23 protein-coding genes are annotated in these 21960 nt (G+C 61.5%); 11 read left to right on the top strand and 12 right to left on the bottom strand.

Annotated elements, in window-relative coordinates; all coding sequences use genetic code 11:
- Window positions 1-330: 330 nt before the first annotated feature.
- Together ACVWZP_RS24725 and ACVWZP_RS24720 are read left to right on the top strand one after the other, a co-directional pair.
- Window positions 331-1041: a helix-turn-helix transcriptional regulator gene (locus ACVWZP_RS24725; protein WP_046381979.1), complete on the top strand. Its 711-nt coding sequence runs from the start codon at window positions 331-333 to the stop codon at window positions 1039-1041.
- A gap of 169 nt (window positions 1042-1210) precedes the next feature.
- Window positions 1211-2335 (top strand): methyltransferase, encoded by a 1125-nt coding sequence (locus tag ACVWZP_RS24720; protein ID WP_108525517.1) that lies wholly within the window; start codon window positions 1211-1213, stop codon window positions 2333-2335.
- 69 nt (window positions 2336-2404) lie between these two features.
- On the opposite strand, the gene ACVWZP_RS24715 is transcribed toward ACVWZP_RS24720, so the two are convergent.
- Genes ACVWZP_RS24715 through ACVWZP_RS24705 form a run of 3 tightly spaced genes read right to left on the bottom strand, consistent with a single transcriptional unit; the run spans window position 2405 to window position 5033 of the window.
- A complete protein-coding gene (locus ACVWZP_RS24715) occupies window positions 2405-2572 on the bottom strand; it encodes a DUF2474 domain-containing protein (RefSeq protein ID WP_017848279.1) in 168 nt (55 codons plus the stop codon).
- A 12-nt stretch (window positions 2573-2584) separates the two neighbouring features.
- On the bottom strand, window positions 2585-3592 hold the full coding sequence (cydB, locus tag ACVWZP_RS24710) for a cytochrome d ubiquinol oxidase subunit II (RefSeq protein ID WP_046381977.1): 1008 nt from the start codon (window positions 3590-3592) through the stop codon (window positions 2585-2587).
- 1 nt (window position 3593) lies between these two features.
- On the bottom strand, window positions 3594-5033 hold the full coding sequence (locus tag ACVWZP_RS24705) for a cytochrome ubiquinol oxidase subunit I (RefSeq protein ID WP_017848281.1): 1440 nt from the start codon (window positions 5031-5033) through the stop codon (window positions 3594-3596).
- A gap of 317 nt (window positions 5034-5350) precedes the next feature.
- Between ACVWZP_RS24705 and ACVWZP_RS24700 the strand changes: the two genes are divergently transcribed.
- Entirely contained in the window at window positions 5351-6589 is a 1239-nt protein-coding gene (locus tag ACVWZP_RS24700) for an MFS transporter (RefSeq protein WP_457370213.1), read from the top strand.
- Between the two features lie 48 nt (window positions 6590-6637).
- On the opposite strand, the gene ACVWZP_RS24695 is transcribed toward ACVWZP_RS24700, so the two are convergent.
- Window positions 6638-7084 (bottom strand): DUF4879 domain-containing protein, encoded by a 447-nt coding sequence (locus ACVWZP_RS24695; RefSeq protein ID WP_046381975.1) that lies wholly within the window; start codon window positions 7082-7084, stop codon window positions 6638-6640.
- 222 nt (window positions 7085-7306) lie between these two features.
- On the opposite strand from ACVWZP_RS24695, the gene ACVWZP_RS24690 reads away from it, so the two are divergent.
- Both ACVWZP_RS24690 and trmA read left to right on the top strand, forming a co-directional pair.
- Window positions 7307-8602 carry an NCS2 family permease gene (locus ACVWZP_RS24690; protein ID WP_017848284.1) on the top strand — a complete coding sequence of 432 codons (1296 nt, stop codon included), beginning with the start codon at window positions 7307-7309 and terminating at the stop codon, window positions 8600-8602.
- Window positions 8599-9678, top strand: a complete 1080-nt coding sequence (gene trmA, locus ACVWZP_RS24685) for a tRNA (uridine(54)-C5)-methyltransferase TrmA (RefSeq protein WP_046381974.1) — start codon at window positions 8599-8601, stop codon at window positions 9676-9678. Before ACVWZP_RS24690 ends, trmA begins: the two co-directional genes overlap by 4 nt.
- A 6-nt stretch (window positions 9679-9684) precedes the next feature.
- Here the strand turns inward: trmA and ACVWZP_RS24680 are convergent, their stop codons facing one another.
- Window positions 9685-10122, bottom strand: coding sequence for a DUF2442 domain-containing protein (locus ACVWZP_RS24680; RefSeq protein ID WP_108525519.1), 438 nt, complete (start codon window positions 10120-10122; stop codon window positions 9685-9687).
- Window positions 10119-10547: a DUF4160 domain-containing protein gene (locus ACVWZP_RS24675; RefSeq protein ID WP_193040357.1), complete on the bottom strand. Its 429-nt coding sequence runs from the start codon at window positions 10545-10547 to the stop codon at window positions 10119-10121. The genes ACVWZP_RS24680 and ACVWZP_RS24675 overlap by 4 nt, the downstream gene beginning before the upstream one ends.
- A 273-nt stretch (window positions 10548-10820) precedes the next feature.
- Here ACVWZP_RS24675 and aroQ point away from each other — a divergent pair, with 273 nt between their 5' ends.
- Window positions 10821-11261: a type II 3-dehydroquinate dehydratase gene (gene aroQ / locus ACVWZP_RS24670; protein WP_017848288.1), complete on the top strand. Its 441-nt coding sequence runs from the start codon at window positions 10821-10823 to the stop codon at window positions 11259-11261.
- Between the two features lie 5 nt (window positions 11262-11266).
- Window positions 11267-12115, top strand: a complete 849-nt coding sequence (locus tag ACVWZP_RS24665) for a shikimate dehydrogenase (RefSeq protein ID WP_046381971.1) — start codon at window positions 11267-11269, stop codon at window positions 12113-12115.
- Between the two features lie 64 nt (window positions 12116-12179).
- Here ACVWZP_RS24665 and ACVWZP_RS24660 read toward each other — a convergent pair whose 3' ends face one another.
- On the bottom strand, window positions 12180-12845 hold the full coding sequence (locus ACVWZP_RS24660) for a TetR/AcrR family transcriptional regulator (protein WP_017848290.1): 666 nt from the start codon (window positions 12843-12845) through the stop codon (window positions 12180-12182).
- 81 nt (window positions 12846-12926) lie between these two features.
- Window positions 12927-14825 (bottom strand): 3-dehydroshikimate dehydratase QuiC, encoded by a 1899-nt coding sequence (gene quiC, locus ACVWZP_RS24655; RefSeq protein WP_457370212.1) that lies wholly within the window; start codon window positions 14823-14825, stop codon window positions 12927-12929.
- Between the two features lie 210 nt (window positions 14826-15035).
- Here quiC and ACVWZP_RS24650 point away from each other — a divergent pair, with 210 nt between their 5' ends.
- Window positions 15036-16370, top strand: a complete 1335-nt coding sequence (locus tag ACVWZP_RS24650; RefSeq protein ID WP_457370211.1) for an MFS transporter — start codon at window positions 15036-15038, stop codon at window positions 16368-16370.
- Window position 16371: 1 nt separating this feature from the next.
- Here the strand turns inward: ACVWZP_RS24650 and ACVWZP_RS24645 are convergent, their stop codons facing one another.
- The gene (locus tag ACVWZP_RS24645; RefSeq protein ID WP_017848293.1) at window positions 16372-17250 is read right to left on the bottom strand and encodes a DMT family transporter; all 879 of its coding nucleotides are present in this window, start codon (window positions 17248-17250) and stop codon (window positions 16372-16374) included.
- A gap of 185 nt (window positions 17251-17435) precedes the next feature.
- On the opposite strand from ACVWZP_RS24645, the gene ACVWZP_RS24640 reads away from it, so the two are divergent.
- The 3 genes from ACVWZP_RS24640 to ACVWZP_RS24630 are packed head-to-tail and all read left to right on the top strand — an operon-like array spanning window position 17436 to window position 19762.
- Window positions 17436-17849, top strand: a complete 414-nt coding sequence (locus tag ACVWZP_RS24640; RefSeq protein ID WP_457370210.1) for a hypothetical protein — start codon at window positions 17436-17438, stop codon at window positions 17847-17849.
- 44 nt (window positions 17850-17893) lie between these two features.
- Window positions 17894-18781: a KPN_02809 family neutral zinc metallopeptidase gene (gene ypfJ / locus ACVWZP_RS24635; protein WP_457370209.1), complete on the top strand. Its 888-nt coding sequence runs from the start codon at window positions 17894-17896 to the stop codon at window positions 18779-18781.
- A complete protein-coding gene (locus ACVWZP_RS24630; protein WP_457370208.1) occupies window positions 18782-19762 on the top strand; it encodes an alpha/beta hydrolase in 981 nt (326 codons plus the stop codon).
- A 58-nt stretch (window positions 19763-19820) separates the two neighbouring features.
- Here ACVWZP_RS24630 and ACVWZP_RS24625 read toward each other — a convergent pair whose 3' ends face one another.
- Genes ACVWZP_RS24625 through ACVWZP_RS24615 form a run of 3 tightly spaced genes read right to left on the bottom strand, consistent with a single transcriptional unit; the run spans window position 19821 to window position 21894 of the window.
- Complete coding sequence (locus ACVWZP_RS24625; protein ID WP_046381966.1) at window positions 19821-20420, bottom strand: HAD family hydrolase; 600 nt, start codon at window positions 20418-20420, stop codon at window positions 19821-19823.
- Window positions 20417-21286, bottom strand: a complete 870-nt coding sequence (gene tesB, locus ACVWZP_RS24620) for an acyl-CoA thioesterase II (RefSeq protein ID WP_046381965.1) — start codon at window positions 21284-21286, stop codon at window positions 20417-20419. The genes ACVWZP_RS24625 and tesB overlap by 4 nt, the downstream gene beginning before the upstream one ends.
- A 38-nt stretch (window positions 21287-21324) precedes the next feature.
- Complete coding sequence (locus tag ACVWZP_RS24615; RefSeq protein ID WP_046381964.1) at window positions 21325-21894, bottom strand: GNAT family N-acetyltransferase; 570 nt, start codon at window positions 21892-21894, stop codon at window positions 21325-21327.
- Window positions 21895-21960: the final 66 nt, after the last annotated feature.

Here is a 21960-nt window from a genome sequence, read left to right as displayed (position 1 = left end):
GCATTGTGAATAGAGCAAAAAAAACCACAAGTTGATGGCTATTTAATTGCACTACTAAACATTTGGCTATTAGTCCAAGACACATCACAACATCGCCCCATAGTGCGATTGTCAGTGACGCATTACAGACGCTAAAACCCACTAAAAAAGGGCAAACCTTCGCAAAAAGTTGCGGACGGAAGTTGCACACCTGCTTAAAGAGTCTTAGAACACGACGAACAAGAACGAAAATTTCCGCTGCAAGTGTAGTCCGTGTCCTACACTAATTTGCGTGCAACATTGGGGGCCAGGACGTACCCAAGTCACAAAGAACTCCATGGAGAGCTTCCGATGGTCAACTGGCGCAATACACGACTCCCTAAACTGGAAGGCGAGGACAAGATCACCAGTGTATTTGAAATGGTCATCAACAAAACCTACGAGCTTGGCTTCCAATTCTGTTCCTTCACGATGAGTTCACAACGACCCACACACCCATGCAAACCGATTTGCCTCAACAACTACCCAAATGAATGGAACTCCCTGTACGACCAGGCCCACTTTTTCGACGTAGACCCGGTTGTCACCCACTGCAAACGTTGCGTACTACCGATTGTCTGGGAGGAAAAAGTGTTCGGCGCCGCGCCGAATTTGTGGGAACTGGCCCGGTCCTCTGGCGTGCATCTTGGATGGACCCAGGCGGTCCACGATTTCCAGGGCGTGTTCAGCATGCTGACTCTGGGACGCAGCAAGGGCGAGGTCAGCCCGGAAGAGCTGTACGAAAAGGCCGGCCAGGTATTGTGGCTCTGTCATGCGATGCATGCGGTGGTCGCACAGAAATATGCCGACAAGCCCAACGCGCCTTCGGCCTGCAAATTGACACCACGGGAGACAGAAATCCTCAAATGGTCAGCCCTGGGCAAAACGGCTGCCGATATCGCCGCCATACTGTGCCTGTCGGAACGCACCATTGGTTTTCATCTCAAAAGCATCTTCACTAAAATGGGCGTCAATAACAAAATCGCTGCGGTGCTCTGTGCCTCGAAAGCAGGCTTGTTTTAACCCGCTTTGAAACACCGCATGTAATCACTCCAAAAAAAAAGTAACATTTACGGCCAACTCTGAGTGTTGACGCAGCCCCTCGGTGCCGCCTCGCAGTTCACTCAGACGGTTCCGCCGGCCGCCACAGCGCCTGTCGAACACCCATCGATTACCCAGAGCCTCCCCCGCCATGCCCCTGCTCGAAAGCCCGTTCGCCCAGCTCGATCTGATCCGCCAACCCGAGCAGCACAATGATCCGCTGCAGGCCTTCGACGCCGCCGACGAGTATCTGCTCAGCTACCTGGCCGAACAGCAACCGAACGCCGCAACTCGCGTGCTGGTGCTTAACGATAGCTTTGGCGCATTGGCCGCCAGCCTTGAGGGCCATGTGCAGGTGACATCCAGCGGCGACTCGTTTCTCGCCGCCCAAGGCCTGGAAAAAAACCTGCTGCGCAACGGCAAGGCGTTCGATGCGGTGTCGTTCATCCCCGCCAGCCAAGTGCCTGTCGGGCCATTCGACCGGGTGCTGATCCGCGTACCGAAAACCCTGGCGCTGCTCGAAGAACAGTTGATCCGCCTGCAGGGCCAACTGGCGCCGGGCGCTGAAGTTATCGCCGCAGCGATGGTCAAGCATCTGCCACGGGCCGCCGGTGAATTGCTGGAGCAGTACATCGGGCCGATGCACGCGTCCCTCGCGATCAAAAAGGCGCGGCTGTTGATCGCCACCGTTGGGGAGCGCCCGGCCGCCGTCTCGCCCTACCCCACCCGTTACGCCTTGGACACTCCAGCCATCGCCCTGCTCAACCACGCCAACGTGTTCTGCCGCGAAAGCCTGGACATCGGCACCCGCGCCTTCCTGCCACACTTGCCCACGGGCCTTGGCAGTGCGCGAGTCGCCGACCTGGGTTGCGGCAATGGCGTACTGGCGATTGCCAGCGCCCTGCTGAACCCGGACGCGCATTACACCTTGGTGGACGAGTCCTACATGGCCGTGCAATCGGCCGCCGAGAACTGGCAAGCGGCCCTGGGTGATCGCGAGGTCATCGTCCGCGCCGACGATGGCCTGGCCGGGCAGGCACCGCAATCGTTGGATGTGGTGCTGTGCAATCCACCGTTCCACCAGCAACAGGTGGTCGGCGACTTCCTCGCCTGGCGCATGTTCCAGCAGGCGCGCGAAGCGTTGGTGGTCGGCGGCGCCCTGTATATAGTCGGCAACCGTCACCTGGGTTATCACAGCAAGTTGGCGCGGCTGTTCCGGGGCGTCGAGCAAGTGGCCGCCACGCCCAAATTCGTCATTCTCAAAGCGCGCAAATAAAAAAAGACCCCGCCCCTCCAAAGAGGGGCAGGGTCAAAAAACCGTGCCGCAAGGCAACGGGATGGGATGTCAGTGCGTGGTCAGGCCGGCCGCGCTCATGAACAGGCGCATCAGGCTGGCCACGATGAACAGGGCCAGCACGCTGCCGCTCCAGATCATCGCCAACCAACCAAGGCGCCGCCACAGCGGTTGCTTCTCAGCCTGTTCAATCTCGTGCAACGAAGGTTTGCCGGACATGAAACGACCCTCCTAGTGATAACCGTCTTCATGGGTGACCTTGCCGCGGAACACGTAGTAGCTCCAGAAGGTGTAGCCCAGGATGAACGGGATGATGAACAACGTGCCCACCAGCATGAAGCCCTGGCTTTGCGGCGGCGCGGCAGCGTCCCAGATCGATACCGACGGCGGGATGATGTTCGGCCACAGGCTGATCCCCAGGCCGCTGTAGCCGAGGAAGATCAGCACCAGCGTCAGCAGGAACGGCGTATAGTGCGCGTTGCGCGCCACGGCGCGGATCAGCCCGTACATGGTCACCAGCACCAGGATCGGCACCGGCAGGAACCAGAACAGGTTCGGCAGGGTGAACCAGCGCGAGGCGATTTCCGGGTGCGACAGCGGCGTCCAGATACTCACGATACCGATCACCGCCAGCACCACGAAGGCCAAGGGCCGCGCCAGGTCGTGCATCTGCTCTTGCAACTTGCCTTCGGTCTTCATGATCAGCCAGGTGCAACCGAGCAACGCGTAGGCCACGATCAGCGCCACGCCGCAGAACATCGTGAACGGCGTCGCCCAATCCAGTGAGCCACCGGCAAACTGGCGATCGACCACCGGGATGCCGTCGATGAACGCACCCAACGCGACGCCCTGGAAGAACGTGGCCGCCAGCGACCCGCCGATGAACGCCTTGTCCCACAGGTGACGCTTGTGGTCCTTGGCCTTGAAGCGGAATTCAAAGGCCACGCCGCGAAAGATCAGCCCGATGAGCATCAGCATCAGCGGCAGGTACAACGCCGACAGCACCACCGAATAGGCCAGCGGGAACGCGCCGAACAATGCCGCGCCGCCCAGTACCAGCCAGGTTTCGTTACCGTCCCAGACCGGGGCGACGGTGTTCATCATCACGTCACGGTCGGTCTTGCCGGGGATGAACGGAAAGAGGATGCCGATGCCCAGGTCGAAACCGTCCATGACCACGTACATCATGATGCCGAAGATGATGATCACGGCCCAGATCAGCGGAAGATCAATACCCATCTCAATGCCCCTTATGCTGGAGGTCGACGTGATCGTCATCGCTGCCGTCATCGGCCGCCGACAACGGCCGCGCCGGTGTGCGTTTCTGGCCTGGGCCACCGTGGGTTGGCTCGATGCCGTCGTGGGCCACCGGGCCTTTGCGCACCAGGCGCATCATGTAGCCCAAACCGGCGCCGAACAGCGCGAAGTACACCACCACGAACAGCACCAGGGTGATGCTCATCTGCGCCAGGCTATGCCCGGAGGACGCATCCGCAGTCCGCATCAGCCCGTAGACCACCCACGGCTGGCGGCCGATCTCGGTGGTGAACCAACCGGCGAGAATCGCGATCAAGCCGGATGGGCCCATCCACAACGCCAGGTACAGGAACGGCCGGGACGTATACATCTTGCCGCCCCGACGCAGCCAAAGGCTGAACAGGCCGGTGAAGATCATCAGGAAACCCAGGCCGACCATGACCCGGAACGACCAGAACACGATGGTCGAGTTGGGGCGGTCCTCAGGCGGGAACTCCTTGAGCGCCGGTACCTGTTTGTCCAGGGAGTGGGTCAGGATCAGGCTGCCGAGGTAGGGGATTTCCACCGCGTACTTGGTTTTTTCCGCCTTCATGTCGGGCCAGCCGAACAGGATCAGCGGCGTCGGCTCGTTGCCGATGTTTTCCCAGTGGCCTTCGATCGCGGCGATTTTCGCCGGTTGGTGCTGCAGGGTGTTGAGGCCGTGGAAGTCACCGATCACTGCCTGGATAGGCGCGACAATCAGCGCCATCCACATGGCCATCGACAGCATCTTGCGGATCGCCGGGTTGTCCTTGCCACGCAGCAAATGCCAGGCCGCCGAAGAACCGACGAAGAACGCCGTCGCCACAAACGCCGCCGTGGCCATGTGCATCAGGCGGTAGGGGAACGAGGGGTTGAAGATCACGGCCAGCCAGTCCGTGGGGATCACGCGGCCGTCGATGATTTCAAAGCCCTGGGGAGTCTGCATCCAACTGTTGGAGGCGAGAATCCAGAAGGTCGAAATCAGCGTGCCGACGGCCACCATCACGGTCGCGAAGAAGTGCAGCTTGCGCCCCACCTTGTTCCAGCCGAACAGCATCACGCCGAGGAAACCGGCCTCGAGGAAGAAGGCCGTGAGCACTTCATACGTCAGCAGCGGCCCGGTGACGGAGCCGGCGAAGTCCGAGAAGCGGCTCCAGTTGGTGCCGAACTGGTACGCCATGACCAAGCCGGAGACCACGCCCATGCCGAAGTTGACGGCAAAGACCTTCGACCAGAAATGGTAGAGGTCACGGTAGGTATCGTTATGGGTCTTGAGCCACAAGCCTTCCAGCACCGCAAGGTAACTCGCCAGGCCGATGGTGATCGCCGGGAACAGGATGTGGAACGAGATAGTAAACGCGAACTGAATTCGGGCGAGATCTAGCGCCTCCAAACCGAACATAAGTCTTCCTCTGTCAGGTAATACCGAATGCTGGCTGGAGGCCGCATCCACTGCCCCCACGGATATGGAGTGTGGCGAATTTCAATTCGTTTCTTTTTTTACCAACCACGTAGGGAGTCAGGCCTTGCGGCCGCCAGAACAAATCCTGAAATAGCTTTGATCTGGATCAATCACAGTCAAAAGAGTAGTCCCATTTTGGTAATTGGCCTGTGTGGTCTTTTGCCGCGTGACAGCTTGCCTCAGCGCAGTTTCTGCAACTGTTTGTTACAGCTTGATGCTAATCTCGGGTTTCCCTACCGCGCTGGCCCGAACTCCCGATGCCCAATGAACCCGCGTTGCTGTTGCGTCACCACCGCCCTTTCATCGCGTTCTGGCTGGCGCGGATCTTCACCGCCAGCGGCTTCCAAATGCTCACCGTGGCCATCGGCTGGAACCTCTATCAACTGACCGGCAACGTGCTGGACCTGGGCCTGGTCGGCCTAGTGGAATTCGTTCCCCGCGTGCTGTTCATGCTGCACACCGGGCATGTGGCCGACCGCTATGATCGGCGCAAGGTGGCGGCTATCTGTCAGACCGTGCAGGCGCTGATTGCCGTGTCCCTGGCCATTGGCGGCCTGACCGGCAATGTGACCCGCGAGATGATCTTTATCCTCGCCTTCCTGCTCGGCGCCGCGCGCTCCTTTGAAATGCCCACCACCCAAACGCTGCTCCCGAGCATCGTGCCCAGCACGCTGTTCCCGCGCGCCGTGGCCTCGTCGCAATCGGCCCAGCAACTGGCAACCATCGTCGCCCCGGCCCTCGGCGGTTTGCTCTATGCGTTCGGCAGCGTGTGGGTGTATGGCCCGACCGTGGTGCTGTACCTCATTGCCTGCACGCTGACCCTCAACCTGCCCGCGCGCCAGACGCCGCTGAACAAGGCCAAGGCCACGATGGACTCGCTACTGGCGGGGATTCGCTTTATCCGCAGCCGCCCGGACATCCTCGGGGCTATTTCCCTCGACCTGTTCGCCGTGCTGCTCGGCGGTGCCACCGCGTTGCTGCCGGTGTTCGCCAAGGACATCCTGCTGACCGGCGCCTGGGGCCTGGGCCTGCTGCGTTCGGCGCCGGCGGTGGGCGCGCTGTTGATGTCGTTGTGGCTGGCGCGCTTCTCGGTCGACCGACACGTGGGCCGTGTGATGTTTACCGCCGTCGGGGTGTTCGGGGTGGCGACCATCGCTTTCGGCCTGTCCACCTCGTTCTGGTTTTCCCTGGCGGTGCTGGTGGTGCTGGGCGCCGCCGACATGATCAGCATGGTGATCCGCGCATCCTTCGTGCAATTGGAAACCCCGGACGACATGCGCGGGCGGGTCAGTGCGGTCAACGGCCTGTTTATCGGCGCGTCGAATCAACTGGGCGAGTTCGAATCCGGGATCACCGCCCACTGGTTCGGCACCGTGCCCGCCGTGGTCATGGGCGGGATCGGCACGTTGGTGGTGACCGGGACGTGGATCAAACTGTTCCCGACCCTGGCTCACCGCGACCGCATGCATGTGCCGCTGGACGAAGCCAAGGGCTGAACCTCACCACCAGCCGGTGCGGATATCCGTGACGTTCAGGGCCATTGATCAGCGGATATTGAGCTGGGTATTCAAGGTATTTCGCGGCGCGTTGATCGACGTGTTGCTGTATTCGAACCAGCCTTGGGCTTCGACATTCAGGTCGAACACATAGATGTAGCCCATCAACGTGCCCGCGCCATTGCAGGCCTGGCTGACGTTGCCGACCTGGCACACCGCAGTGCGTTGCCCGTTGAGTACTGCGCCATTGAAGCGACCCATCGGGTTGTTGCCCAGGCCAACCTCCATCACCGACACCTGGGTGGGCCCACGGTGCGTACACATCTGTGTGCTCTGGGAGCGCTCCGGAATCGTTTCCACACACCCGGCCGACTCGACCTTGAACACCCGCACCTCGCTCAAGGCCGGTGCAGTCGCGCCCCACGCCGGTGCCGCGCCTAACCACGCGCTGATACAAGCGATCAGAGCTAGACTCCACGGGTTGGCTTTTTTCATGCTGTCGATGACCCTGAATTAAACATCGGCGCAGTATGCCTCAAGGCCATGATTCACAGCCATGCGCCACAAAGCCAAGCCCGTGCGCCACACGGCCTCGGCTGCTGGTATGATGCGCCGCTTTTTCCGATCCTCTCTGAAACCACAGGCGCTTGGCGCAATTTGTGCTTTGACTTAGAGGTCAACAAATAACGACGCAACATAGCGTCACAGGGAGCAGGCATGCTGGAAAAGCTGTTTCAACTCAAAGCACACAACACGAACGTGCGAACCGAGATCCTCGCGGGCATCACGACATTCCTGGCCATGGCCTACATTTTGTTCGTGAACCCGAGCATCCTCGGCGAAACCGGCATGGACAAGGGCGCAGTGTTCGTCGCCACCTGCCTGGCAGCGGCCATCGGTTCGACCGTGATGGGCTTGATCGCCAACTACCCGATCGCGCTGGCGCCGGGCATGGGCCTCAATGCCTTCTTTACCTACACCGTGGTCCTGCACATGGGCCATACCTGGCAAGTGGCGCTGGGGGCGGTGTTCATTTCGGCGGTGCTGTTCTTCATGCTGTCGATCTTCCGCATCCGTGAATGGATCATCAACAGCATCCCCCTGCCCCTGCGCTCGGCGATTGCTGCCGGTATCGGCCTGTTCCTGGCGCTGATCGCCCTGCACAACGCCGGGATCGTGGTGAGCAACTCGGCCACCATGGTCGGCCTGGGCGACCTGAAACAACCGGCGCCGATCCTCGCCGCCCTCGGTTTCGCGCTGATCGTCGCGCTGGAAGCCCTGGCGGTACGCGGCGCGGTGCTGATCGGCATCCTGGCGGTGACCATTGTCTCCATTCTGCTCGGCGTGACCCCGTTCGGCGGCGTGACCTCGATGCCACCGTCCCTGGCCCCGACCTTCCTGCAGCTGGATATCAAGGGCGCGCTGGACATCGGCCTGGTCAGCGTGATCTTCGCGTTCCTGTTCGTCGACCTGTTCGACAACTCCGGCACCCTGATCGGCGTGGCCAAGCGCGCCGGGTTGATGGACAAGGATGGCCACATGCCAAAAATGGGCCGTGCGCTGATCGCCGACAGCACCGCCGCCATGGCCGGTTCGCTGCTGGGCACCTCGACCACCACCAGCTACATCGAATCCGCCGCGGGCGTGAGTGCCGGTGGCCGCACCGGTTTGACCGCGGTCGTGGTCGCGATCCTGTTCCTGCTGGCACTGTTCTTCTCGCCACTGGCCTCCAGCGTACCGGCCTTCGCCACCGCTCCGGCGTTGCTGTTCGTGGCCGTGCTGATGACCTCGGGCCTGGCGGAAATCGACTGGGATGACATCACTGTTGCAGCGCCGGTGGTGATCACCGCCCTGGCGATGCCCTTCACTTACTCCATCGCCAACGGCATCGCCTTCGGTTTCATCGCCTGGACCGCCATCAAGCTGCTTTCGGGCCGCTACCGTGAGCTGAACCCGGCGCTGGTGATTCTGTCGATTCTGTTTGTGATCAAGCTGGGCTGGTTCAACGCATGACTTTTGACGCCGCAAGCTACACCGTTCAACTGCAAGACAAGGTCACGCGCTTGCGTGACCTGCTGGCACCGTTCGACGCGCCACAACCTCAGGTCTTCGACTCGCCCCTGCAGAACTTCCGCCTGCGCGCGGAATTCCGCCTGTGGCGCGAAGCAGGGGAACGCCACTACGCAATGTTCTCCCAGGACGACAAGCGCACGCCGATCCTGATCGACGAGTTCCCCATCGCCAGCCAGCGCATCAACCAGTTGATGCCGCAGCTCAAGGCCGCCTGGCAAGCCAGCGCCGCCCTGAGCCACAAGCTGTTCCAGGTGGAGTTCCTGACCACCCTGGCCGGCGACGCGATGATCACCCTGTGCTATCACCGCCCGCTGGATGAGCACTGGCACACCGCCGCGAACCAACTGGCCGCCGACTTGAACGTGAGCATCATCGGCCGCTCCAAGGGCAAACGCGATGTGATCGGCCATGACTATGTGGTGGAAAAACTCGACGTCGGTGGCCGCACGTTCAGCTATCGCCAACCCGAAGGCGCTTTCACCCAGCCCAACGGTACGGTGAACCAGAAGATGCTCAACTGGGCATACGACGCACTCGGCGATCGCCCGGACGATCTGCTGGAGCTGTACTGCGGCAACGGCAACTTCACCCTGCCGCTGGCCACCCGCGTGCGCAACGTGCTCGCCACCGAAATCAGCAAGACCTCGGTGAACGCAGCCCTGAGCAACCTCGATGAAAACGCAGTGGATAACGTCACCCTGGTGCGCCTCTCCGCCGAAGAACTCACCGAAGCGCTGAACGACGTGCGCCCGTTCCGACGCCTGCACGGCATCGACCTGAAAAGCTACGAATTCGGCAGCGTCTTCGTCGACCCGCCGCGCGCCGGCATGGACCCGGACACCTGCGAACTGACCCGGCGCTTCGACAACATCCTCTACATCTCCTGCAACCCGGAAACCCTGGCGGCGAACATTGCGCAACTGCATGACACGCACCGGATTACCCAATGCGCGATGTTCGACCAGTTCCCATGGACGCACCATATGGAGTCCGGGGTGCTGTTGACCCGTCGATAACCGCCCTTACGGTTCCTTGCGCGGCCGACCGCCCTTCTTGCCATTGGCTCGGGCGGCGGCGGATTTGGCCGCGCTGCTTTTACGGCCGTTGTGCGACGCCACCAGGCTCACGGCCAGATCCATCAAGGGCTGGCTGGTCGCAATCAGGCCGGTGATGGAAACATGCAGGTCGCGGGCTTCACAGCACAGCGCCTTGCCGCCAAAGCCGACCTCCAATTGCTCGAAGTCCTGCGCGGAAAACCCTTCGAACTCCGGAAGACCGGCCACCGGCAACATGATGCGACTGCCATCGCTGAAGCCGATGGAGATGCAGTCATCCTCGTAACGCACCGAGCAGGCATTGGCGTACACACGCTTCAGTTTGCGCCCCCGCACTATGGCCTTATCGATATCGGCCTCAGTGATCGGTACATCGGGCAAGCTTTTGGCTTTTACGATTTTCATAGATCAATCTCCACACAATCTGGCGCCCTGACCAGATTCAAAAGGGTTCGTTGCCCCGCCACATCGTGTCGGGCGTTTGCAATCACATAGACGCCACGCCGAATGATCAACCCCGGCACCACCTCGTCGGCATCCCAATCCCAGGAATGGTTCTCCAGGCAAACCGTTTGCAGTTTTTCCCACCAGATCCTTCGTACACGAGCCAGGACGTGTCGCTGCATCAACGTCTGGCGAATGCCCTCCAGAATCCCGGGGGGTGGCCGCCGCCGTTCGGGGTCTACATCCCAAAGCTCCACTCGCCCATCCAGAAAGCTGAAACGAAAACGCGCATCCCATTGCTTTCCCCTGACATGCACGTGAGGCGGGCAATGCTCATCCCTGAGAAACACCGCAATCACATGTCCTTTGTATGTGCCTATTTTCATCTTAACCCATCCGTTAGGTTATTTTCCGCCGGGTAACACTTTTCCATACATCACCCGACAACCGGCTCCTTGATCAGGGCGTTTTTCACAGCGTAGTAACGGCGGGCAAACCGTCGAATACGGTCTTGTAACGACTCATGGCAGCACCTGGAAATGCCCGGTCTCACTGATTAACGGTTCGATAATCGAACACATCTACCGCCATCGATTGACCAAATTAACCATTCAGTACATTTTATCCGCACAACGAACAATAACTGTGGAGATCCCCTTATGCCGCCCATCGTGCTGGTGCTCAACGGCCCCAACCTCAACCTGCTCGGCACCCGTGAGCCCGCCACCTATGGCCATGAAACCCTGGCCGACATCGCCGCGCTGTGTGGCCGCAGTGCCGAGCAACTGGGGCTGACCATCGAATTTCGCCAAACCAACCACGAAGGCGAATTGCTCGACTGGATTCACGGCGCCCGCGCCCGTTGCGCCGGTATCGTGATCAACCCGGCGGCCTGGACCCACACCTCGGTGGCGATTCGCGATGCGCTGGTGGCCAGTGAAGTGCCGGTGATCGAGGTGCATTTATCCAACGTGCATGCGCGCGAGCCGTTTCGTCATCACTCGTTCGTGTCGCCCATCGCCAAGGCGGTACTCGCCGGGTTTGGCAGCCACGGCTATCACCTGGCCCTGGAACATTTCAGCCGCACGGTGAAAGGATGAGCCCGATGAAACCGCGCGTCCTCGCCGGCCTGATCGGCGCCGGCATCCAGGCCTCCCGCACGCCCGCCCTGCATGAACAGGAAGGTGACGCCCAAGGCCTGCGCTACCTGTATCGCCTGATCGACCTGGAACCGCTGCAGCTGGACATCAATGCCCTGCCCGACCTGCTGCAGGCCGCCGAGCAGATGAACTTCACCGGGTTGAACATTACCTACCCGTGCAAGCAGGCGATCCTGCCTTTACTCGATGAATTGTCCGACGAGGCCCGGGGCATTGGGGCGGTCAACACCGTGGTGTTCAAAGCGGGCAAACGCATCGGCCATAACACCGACTGCCTGGGGTTCGCCGAAGGTTTCCGGCGCAACTTGCAGGATGTCGTTCGGCGACGCGTGGTCCAGATGGGCGCCGGCGGCGCAGGCGCGGCGGTGGCCCATGCGCTGCTGGCGGAAGGCGTTGAGCACTTGAGCATTTTCGACGTGGACGCCAGCCGTGCCCAGGGCCTGGCGGATAACCTCGCACACTGTTTCGGCCCGGGACGGGCCCAGGTCGGCACCCATCTGGAAAACGCCATGGCCGAGGCCGACGGGTTAGTGAACACCACGCCGATGGGCATGGCCAAACTGCCCGGCACGCCCGTGCCACCGGCCTTGCTGCACGCGCAATTGTGGGTCGCGGAAATCGTGTATTTCCCACTGGAAACCGAACTGCTGCGCAACGCGCGCGCCTTGGGTTGCCGCACTCTGGATGGCGGCAACATGGCAGTATTTCAGGCGGTGAAGGCGTTCGAATTGTTCAGTGGCGTGGTGCCGGATGCACACAGGATGTTGGCGCACTTCCAGAGCATGAAGAGCTGACGGCCGAAACCGCATCCCAATGTGGGAGGGTGTTTGCCCCTCCCACCGTGAATCCGCGCCAACCTCAGGTTTGCAGGTAACGCAGCACCGACTCGCAAATCATCTGTCGATGCCGCTGCTTAACGGCCTCGTCCGACAGTTCGATCTGAAAAATCTCACTGAACGTATGGCGGTTGGATACGCGATAAAAACAGAATGAGTTGATCAGCAGGTGAACGTCCAGCGGCTCCAGCCCCTCACGGAACAGCCCCATTTCGGCGCCACGGCGCAAGGTCGTGCCCAGCGCATCCAAGATGTTGCTGTTCATCGCCTTGATTGAATCGGAGCGCTTCACGTACTCGGCATTGTGGATATTTTCGATGCAGACGATACGCACGAAATCCACGTTCCGGTCGTGGTGATCGAAGGTGAATTCCACCAGCCGACTGATCGCTTCGCGCGGCTCCAGGGCCGTGAGGTTCATGCGTGATTCGGTGTTGCGGATATCGCCGTAGAGCTTCTCCAGCACCTCGACGTACAACTGCTCCTTGCTGCCGAAGTAGTAATAGATCATGCGTTTGGAGGTGTGGATACGCTCGGCGATCGCATCCACGCGAGCGCCGGACAGGCCCTGCTGAACAAACTCGACAATGGCTTCTTGCAGTATGTTTTCGCGGGTCTTTTCCGGGTTGTTCTTGCGACTCTTGCGCGGTGCGTCTGACACTGCGGAGAGATCGGGAGTCAAGGTCATGGTGCGCTCACGGCCGTTTTTTATTGTGCAGGCCGCGATTATGGGCCGCGGCGCGCCCCGAAGGAAGCACCGGCCCTGCCGTCACAACCGTGCCTGGCGTACCGCACCACTGCGCGACTTGGCCATCGCCGCCAGACGCACCGCCACATTGGCCGCACCGTAGCCGGCGTAGCCATGCTTGCGCTGGATGATCTCGAAGAAAAACCGCCCTTCGAACGGCTCGGTGTACACATGAAACAACTCACCGCCCTGAGCGTCGCGGTCGTACAGCACGTTGTAGTACGCCAGCTCGCTCAGGAACTCGTCGTCGAAATCGAAGCGCGCCGCCAGGTCGTCGTAGTAGTTGAGCGGGATATCCAGCAGCGGCACACCCGCCTCCTTGGCCCGGCGTACTTCGGCGAAAATATCCGCGCAGTCGAAGGCAATGTGATGCACACCCGAGCCGCGATAGCTCGACAGTGCGTGGGAAATCGCGGTGTTGCGGTTTTCGGAAATATTCAGCGGCAAACGAATCGAGCTGCAACGGCTGCGCAGCGCACGGCTTTTCACCAGGCCATACGGATCAGGCAGCACCACTTCGTCATCGGCCTCGAAATCCAGCAAGCTCTTGTAGAACAGCACCCAGCTGTCGAGGCTGTCGGCAGGCAAGGCCATCGCCATGTGGTCGATGCGCAAAAGCCCGCCGCTGGTGGCAGCGCCCGGTTGCAGATTGAAATCGGTGTCGTATACGCCTTCGCTTGGGTCCACCAGGTAAATCAGGCTACCGTCCGGCGCGCGCACCGCCGCCAATTCCAGTTCATTCGGCCCGACCAGGCCACGATACGGCTGGCCCTTGTAGGCCACCGCCCGTTCCAGGGCCTTGGCGCTGTCCTTGACCCGAATCGCGGTGGCGCACAGCGACGGCCCATGCGCCTCGAAAAAGTTGTGGGCGAAGGAGTAGGGCTCGCAGTTGAGGATCAGGTTGATATCGCCCTGACGCAGCAGGCTGACGCTCTTGGAGCGATGCTGGCCGGCCTTGACGAAGCCCAGGCGCTCCAGCCATTGGGTGAGCTTGGCGCCAAGGTCTTCGTCCACGGCAAACTCAAGGAACTCGATGCCGTCGTATTCGCTGGCGGGCGGGGTTTCGAAGAGAATATCCAGCGGTGCGGCAGGGCGTTCCTGCTCCAGGCGTTGGCGGGTTTTCTCTTCGAGGTAGAGCAGCGAGCGCAGGCCGTCCGCCGCGTTGGCTCGGGTTGGCGCGGCGCGGAAGCCGTCGTTGAAGATTTCCAGGGACAGCGGCCCGGTATAGCCGCTCTTGATGATCGGCGCGAGAAAACCCGCCAGGTCGAATTCGCCTTGGCCGGGGAAGCAACGGAAGTGTCGGCTCCACTCCAGCACATCCATGGCCAGGATCGGTGCGTCGGCCATCTGCACAAAGAAGATCTTGTCGCCGGGGATCTCGGCGATGGCGCTCGGGTCGCCCTTGAGCGACAGGGTGTGGAAGCTGTCGAGCAACACCCCGAGGCTAGGGTGATCGACCTGACGCACCAGGTTCCACACCTGCTGCCAGGTGTTCACATGCCGGCCCCAGGCCAGCGCTTCATAGCCGATGCGCAAGCCACGGCGGCCGGCGTGTTCGGCGAGCAGGCTGAGGTCATCGAGTAGAATACGTTCATCGCCCACGCAATCGGCCGAGGCGTTGCTGCACACCAGCACCAGGTCGGTGCCCAGCTCGTGCATCAGGTCGAATTTACGCTCGGCGCGCTCCAGGTTGCGCGCCAGACGGTCGCGGCGGCAGCCTTCAAAGTCGCGGAACGGCTGAAACAAGGTGATGGCCAGGCCCAAGTCAGTGCATATTTGCCTGACTTCCCGCGGGCTGCCGTCGTAATACAACAGGTCGTTCTCGAAGATCTCGACCCCATCAAACCCGGCGGCAGCAATGGCTTCGAGCTTTTCCGGCAGGGTGCCGCTCAAGGAAACAGTGGCGATGGAACGTTGCATGGGGCGACTCCCGGCAATTGTTATTTACAGTAAATTATTCGCCCCCTAGCCTAATGCAGCAATTGAAATGTACGAACCAGTTAGTTTTCAGGGCGATTATCGAACACAATGGGCATTGGCGAATTGACGATTTTTTAGCCACTGCGCACCATCGATTCCGTAACAAAACCCAGAACACACCATAAAAATTTCAAAAACGGGTAAACCCTCATGCCTTCGCAAAACTCAGTCCTGGCTGCGCGCCCGGCCAACCCGCACGCCGGCATCGGCGACAAGATCCGCGGTGCAATGGCCGTCGGTAAAACTCGCTGGGGCATGCTGGCCCTGGTGTTCTTCGCGACCACACTCAACTACATCGACCGCGCCGCCCTCGGCGTGATGCAACCGATCCTGGCCAAAGAAATGAGCTGGACGGCGATGGACTACGCCAACATCAACTTCTGGTTCCAGGTCGGCTACGCGATTGGCTTTGTGCTGCAAGGCCGGCTGATCGACCGCGTAGGTGTCAAGCGCGTGTTCTTCTGCGCGGTGCTGCTGTGGAGCGTGGCCACCGGCGCCCACGGCCTGGCCACCTCGGCCGTCGGCTTCATGGTTTGCCGCTTTATCCTCGGGCTGACCGAGGCCGCCAACTACCCGGCCTGCGTCAAGACCACCCGCCTGTGGTTCCCCGCCGGCGAGCGCGCAGTGGCCACCGGCATCTTCAACGCCGGTACCAACGTCGGCGCGATGATGACGCCGATGCTGCTGCCGTTGATCCTGCACGTATGGGGCTGGCAAGCGGCGTTCCTGTGCATGTCGGCACTCGGTGGGATCTGGCTGCTGTTCTGGGGCTTGAAGTACTACAACCCGGAAGAGCATCCGACGGTTAAGCAGTCCGAACTGGACTACATCCAACGGGAAGTCGAACCGGAACAGCCCCGCGTCCCCTTCAGCCGCATCCTGCGCATGCGCGGTACTTGGGCCTTCGCCATCGCCTACTCGCTGACCGCGCCGGTGTTCTGGTTCTACCTGTACTGGCTGCCGCCGTTCTTGAACCAGCAATACAACCTGGGCATCAACGTCACGCAGATGGGTATCCCGCTGATCATCATTTACCTGACCGCCGACTTCGGCAGCGTGGGCGGTGGGATTCTGTCGTCGTTCCTGATCGGCCGCGGGATGAATTCGATCAAGGCGCGGCTGCTGTCGATGCTGCTGTTCGCCTGCTGCATCATCGGGGTGATCATGGCCGCCGGCTCCAGCCAGTTGTGGGTCGCGGTGTTCGCCATCTCCCTGGCGATTGGCGCACACCAGGCCTGGACCGCCAACATCTGGAGCCTGGTGATGGACTACACGCCCAAGCACATGATGAGTACGGTATTCGGCTTCGGCGGCATGTGCGCGGCCATCGGCGGCATGTTCATGACCCAGATTGTCGGCCACATCCTGACCGTGACGAACAACAACTACACCGTGCTGTTCACCCTGATCCCGGCGATGTACTTCATCGCGCTGAGCTGGATGTACTTCATGGCACCGCGCAAGATTCCCAGGGTCGACGCCTGATTCAGCGCCGCCGCTGCTGCCAGGCAGCGGCCAACCCGCTCATGCAGATCACCCCGATGCCGACCACCGTGGTCAAGTCGGGGGTATGCGCAAACACCAGCCAGCCCAACACACCCGCAAACACGATCTGGCAATAGCCGAACGGCGCCAGCAAGGCCGGCGCCGCGAAGCGGAAGGCCTGGGTCAGCAGCAAGTGCGCGGTCATCCCGCAGGTGCCCAACGCCAGCATCAACACGCCGTGCCACAGGGTTGGCACTTGCCAGAAGAACGGCACCATCGCACTCATCACCAAGGTATTGCACAGGCCGGCGAAGAAGTTACTGGTGGTGGGCGTGTCGTATTGGCTGAGGATGCGCGTGAGCAGTTGGTAGAAGCAGAAGAACAACGCCGAGCACAGCGGCAGCAGCACCGCCGGGGTGAACAGTTCACCGCCCGGGTGGATGATCACCAGCACCCCGACAAACCCGCAGATCACCGCCAGCCATTGGCCACGCGTCACGTGTTCACCGAGCAGGGGCACCGACAGCGCCGTCACCAGGATCGGCGCGAGGAAGTTCACTGCGGTGGCTTCCGCCAGCGGGATGTAATGCAGCGCGGCGGTAAAAAACAGGCTGGTGCCCAACAGGCACAAGGCCCGCACCACCTGCATCCCCGGCCGTTTGCTGCGCAGCACGCGCAAGCCCGATTGCGGCAGGAAAATCCCGGCCATCAACAAGGTATGCACCAGGTAACGCGCCCACACCACCATCACGATCGGGTAGAACCCGGCCAGGAATTTGGACAAGGCGTCGTGGCTGGAGAACAGAAAAGTCGCCACCACAATCAGCAGAATGCCTTTGAAGGGATGGTTGACGCCGGAAAGTGGGGTGCTGACAGTCATTGAATTCTCTTGCGTGGCGGGCTGAACGCGGTGGTACTCAACCCGTTAATCTAGCAGTCGGGCATGCGTCTGCCCCAAGAGCATAACCAAACACAGTGCGAACAGCGCACTAAATCACTGCAATCGAGTCCAACGCTGCACGTTCGCCCCGGCGTTGCACACTTTTTAACCAAGGCCTTGCCGCTATGAAAAAAACTGTCTTTCTTCTGTCTACCCTTGCCCTGCTCGCCGCGTGCAACCAAGAGTCCAAGGCGCCCGCCAAACCGGCGCCGCCTTCCGTGCAAGCGACCCTGGTGCCGCAAACCCCACCCACCGACAGCTGGGTTGGCAAATGGATCGGCGTCGAAGGCTTGCACCTGACCATCGCCAAGGACGACAGCATCGGCCGTGGCCACTACCTTCTTACCATGCAATACGGCCTCGACGCCGACGACGCCGGCACCTTCAAAGGTGAAGCGGCCGAAGACGGCATCGCCTTCACCCGTCCCGATGGCCCGCAACAGCTGCGCGCCGGTGACGGTGCGGCAACCGGGTTGAAATGGCTGGCGGATAAAAAGAACTGCCTGATCGTCGCCACCGGCGAAGGCTATTGCCGTTAATCACGACCATAATCAATCACGCTTAGCACACAGAGGATTGCCCCATGCTATGGAAAAAAGGCCGACGCAGCGACAACGTGGTGGATGCCCGCGATGACAGTGGCGGTGGTGGTGGCGGCATGCGTTTTGGCGGCGGCAAGGGCCTGAGCCTGACCGCGATTGTGTTGATCGTCGGCATCGGCTGGCTGACCGGCCAGGACCCGCTGCAGAGCCTCGGCCAATTGACCGGCCAGTTGGAGCAGGCGCCCTCGGTGAGCACCCCGTCGCGCCAGGCGCCGCCGGCCAATGATGAGCAAACCGACTTTGTCCGTGCAGTGCTCGGCGATACCGAAGACACCTGGGCCCAGGTGTTCCAGGAAAACGGCTTGGCCTACAAGAACCCGAAACTGATTCTGTTCCGTGGCCGGGTCAATTCCGCCTGCGGTGGCGCCACGTCCGCCAGCGGCCCGTTCTATTGCCCGGCGGATCAGCAGGTGTACCTGGACCTGGATTTCTTCCGGGAAATGTCGCAACGCTTCCAGGCCGCCGGCGATTTTGCCCAGGCCTACGTGATCGCCCACGAAGTCGGGCACCACGTGCAGACCTTGCTCGGCATCTCGTCGAAGATCCAGGCTGCACGCCAGCAAGGCCGGCAGATGCAAGGCGACGGCGGCCTGCTGGTGCGTCAGGAGCTACAGGCCGACTGCTTTGCCGGCGTGTGGGCCAACCGCGCGCAAAAACGCCTGAACTGGCTGGAACCCGGCGATATCAAAGAAGCGCTGAATGCGGCCAACGCGATTGGCGATGACCGTTTGCAGCAACAGGGCCAGGGCCGTGTCGTGCCGGACTCGTTCACCCACGGCACCTCGGCGCAGCGCGTGCGTTGGTTCAAGACCGGCTTTGCCCAAGGCCAGATCACTCAATGCGACACCTTCGCGGCCAAGAGTCTTTAAATGCATACGCGATTGCGAATGCTGCTGGGTGTGCTGGTCGCCTGCAGCGCCTCCACCTGGGCCGCCGAGCAGGGGGTCAAGGCGGTCAGCCCCGAGCGCTTTCACCTGACGGCCGGCGACCTCAGCCTCGGCTTGAGCCAGGACTGGAGTAACCCCCTGCCCAACGTCACCCGTGCGTTGATCATCGTGCATGGTCGCCTGCGCAACGCACAGACCTACCTGCAGAGCGCTGAAGACGCCGCCGAACATGCCGGGGTTGGCGGCACGACGCTGGTGGTCGCGCCGCAGTTTCTCAATGACTCGGACGTGAAACGCCATCACCTGGCCCCGCAAGTGCTGCGCTGGAACGGCAATGACTGGATGGCCGGCGAGCCCTCCACGGGCCCCGGCCAGGTCAGTTCCTACGGCGCCCTGGACCAGATTATCGAGCACCTGGGCAACCGCACCGTGTTCCCGGCACTGAAAGAGATTGTGGTGGCCGGCCATTCCGGCGGCGGCCAGGTGGTGCAGCGCTTCGCGCTCACCGGCCATGCTCAACCGAGCCTGCAAAGCGCGGGCATCCGCCTGCGCTATGTGGTGGCCAACCCGTCGTCCTACGCCTACTTCAGCCCGCAGCGCCCGGTGCCGTTCAAGGTCGCCGACTGCCCTGGCTTCAATGACTGGAAGTACGGCATGCAACACCTGCCCGCCTATGCCGAGGGGCAAAGCGCCGAGCAACTGGAACAGGCCTATGTGTCGCGTGACATCACCTACCTGCTGGGCCGGCAAGACACCGACCCGAACCACCCGGCGCTGGATAAAAGCTGCGAAGCCGAGACCCAGGGCGCGTACCGCCTGATTCGCGGGCACAACTATTTCGACTACCTCAAGCAGCGCCACCCGCAACTGACCCAGAAGCTGGTGGAAGTGCCGGGGGTTGGGCATAACGGCGATGGGATCTTCACTTCGCCTGAAGGGCAGAAGGCACTGTTCTCTCAGTAATACCTGCAGAAACCGGCTCAACCTGTGGGAGGGGGCAAGCCCCTCCCACATTTGATCTCTATTGCCCGGGCTGGATCATCCGGCGCAGTACCGCGCAGTCTGCGGCATGCCAGTCAGCCAGCTCGGGCCACGGGTTCTCCGGCAGGTTGACCAACACCGTTCTGGTCCCCGCCGCCCGGCCGCAATCCAGGTCAAAGCGGTAATCCCCCACCATCACCATCGCACTGGGCGATACATCCCAGGCCGCCGCCAGTTTCAGCAGGCCGCCTGGGTCGGGCTTGGGCGGCGCATCATCGCGCCCCAGTACATCCTCGACGGCAAAGCAGTCCGCCAGGCCAATCGCTTCCAACGTCACATGCGCCAGCTCCCGCGCGTTGCGGGTCAGGATGCCCAGGCGACAACCCCGCCCGGCCAATTCCCGCACCAGTTCCACCGAGCCTTGCGCCGCGACCGAACCCAGCGCCAGCTCGCGCTCATGCTCCAGCAACCAGGCATGTTTGGCCGCCGCGACATCCGCCGGCAATGCTGCGAGGTGGGTGAGGATGTCATCCTCGGGCGGAATATCCAGCGCTACGCGAATGGCCGCGAAATCATGCACGGCCACCGTGAGGGTGCCGTCCATGTCGAACACCCAATGTTTAATCTGCGCCAGGCTCATGCCCAGTCCTTACGGTGGCGGATCAGGCCTTCCTGAGTGACCGAGGCCACCAGTTGCCCAGCGCGGTTGTACACGCTGCCCCGCGAAAAACCACGGGAATTGCCGGCCCACGGGCTGTCCATGGCGTAGAGCAACCAGTCATCGGCGCGCAGGTCGGCGTGGAACCACAGCGCGTGGTCGAGGCTAGCGACCTGCATGTCTTTCTGCCACACGGTCTTGCCATGGGGCAGCAGCGACGTGGTCAGCAAGCCGAAGTCCGAGGCGTAGGCCAGCAGGTACTTATGCAGCGCCGGCGTGTCGGCCAAAGCGCCGTCGGCGCGGAACCACACGTACTTGACCGGGTCGGACGGCTGCGGGTTGAACGGGTCTTTTTCGGTCACCGGGCGCACTTCGATCGGCTTGGGGCACAGCAACTTGTCGCGCATGTGCTCGGGGATCAGGTGGACGCGCTGCTTGGTCAGCTCCAGCTCCGACGGCAGGTTTTCCGGGCCGACCACCGCAGGCATGCTGGTCTGGTGCTCGAAGCCGGCTTCGTCGTACTGGAACGACGCGCTGCAGGTAAAAATCGGGTGGCCCTTCTGGATCGCCGTCACGCGGCGTGTGCTGAAGCTGCCGCCATCGCGCACGCGGTCCACCGAATACACCACCGGCAATGCGGCATCGCCGGGGCGCAGAAAATAACCGTGCAAAGAATGCACGTGCCGCTCGGCTTCTACGGTCTGGCTGGCAGCCGACAGCGACTGGCCGAGCACTTGCCCGCCGAACAGTTGGCGAAAACCCAGGTCCTGGCTGCGGCCGCGAAAGAGGTTTTCCTCGATCGGCTCCAGGGTCAGCAAGTCCACCAGATCTTCCAATACTTGGCTCATAGAGCAACTCCTACAATCTATGGGGCATTCCGGGCTGCTTATCCGTGCAGCGTGTCCAACCATTGGGCGCGGGTGATGCGGTACAAAACATGCGGGCGCAGCGGGTCATCGGCCGCGACCTTGGGGTGTTCAAAATCTGCCTGGGGATCGTAATGCATCCCGATGGCTTGCATGACTTTTTGTGATGGCAGATTGGTTTGGGTGGTGAAGGCAACGATTTCGTCCAACTGCAGGCGGTCGAAACCACAACGCAACGCGGTCCATGCCGCCTCGCTGGCATACCCCAGGCCCCAATGCTCACGCGCCAGGCGCCAGCCGATTTCCACCGCAGGGGTGAAGGCGGTTTCAAAGCTGACATTCTGCAACCCGGTCAGGCCGATGAACTCGCCGCTGTCCTTGCGCTGCAAGGCCCACAGGCCGAAGCCGTATTCGGCGAAATGCCCACGAATCCGGCCGATCAACGCGGCGCTTTCCAGGCGGTCCAATCGGGCCGGGAAATAACGCATCACCTGCGGGTCGGCGCACATGTGCGCAAACGCCGGCAGGTCGGCATCGCGCCATTGGCGCAGCACCAGGCGTGCGCTGTGCAATTCCAGTATCGGCTCCATGGGTCCCCCTCCCTTGCCATGTGCGTGAGTGTACCGCGCTGTTAAGATCCGTCGCAGGTTCCCGTC

It is taken from the genome of Pseudomonas sp. TE36184 (assembly GCF_054060055.1).
This window is presented reverse-complemented; position numbering and strand designations above follow the sequence as displayed.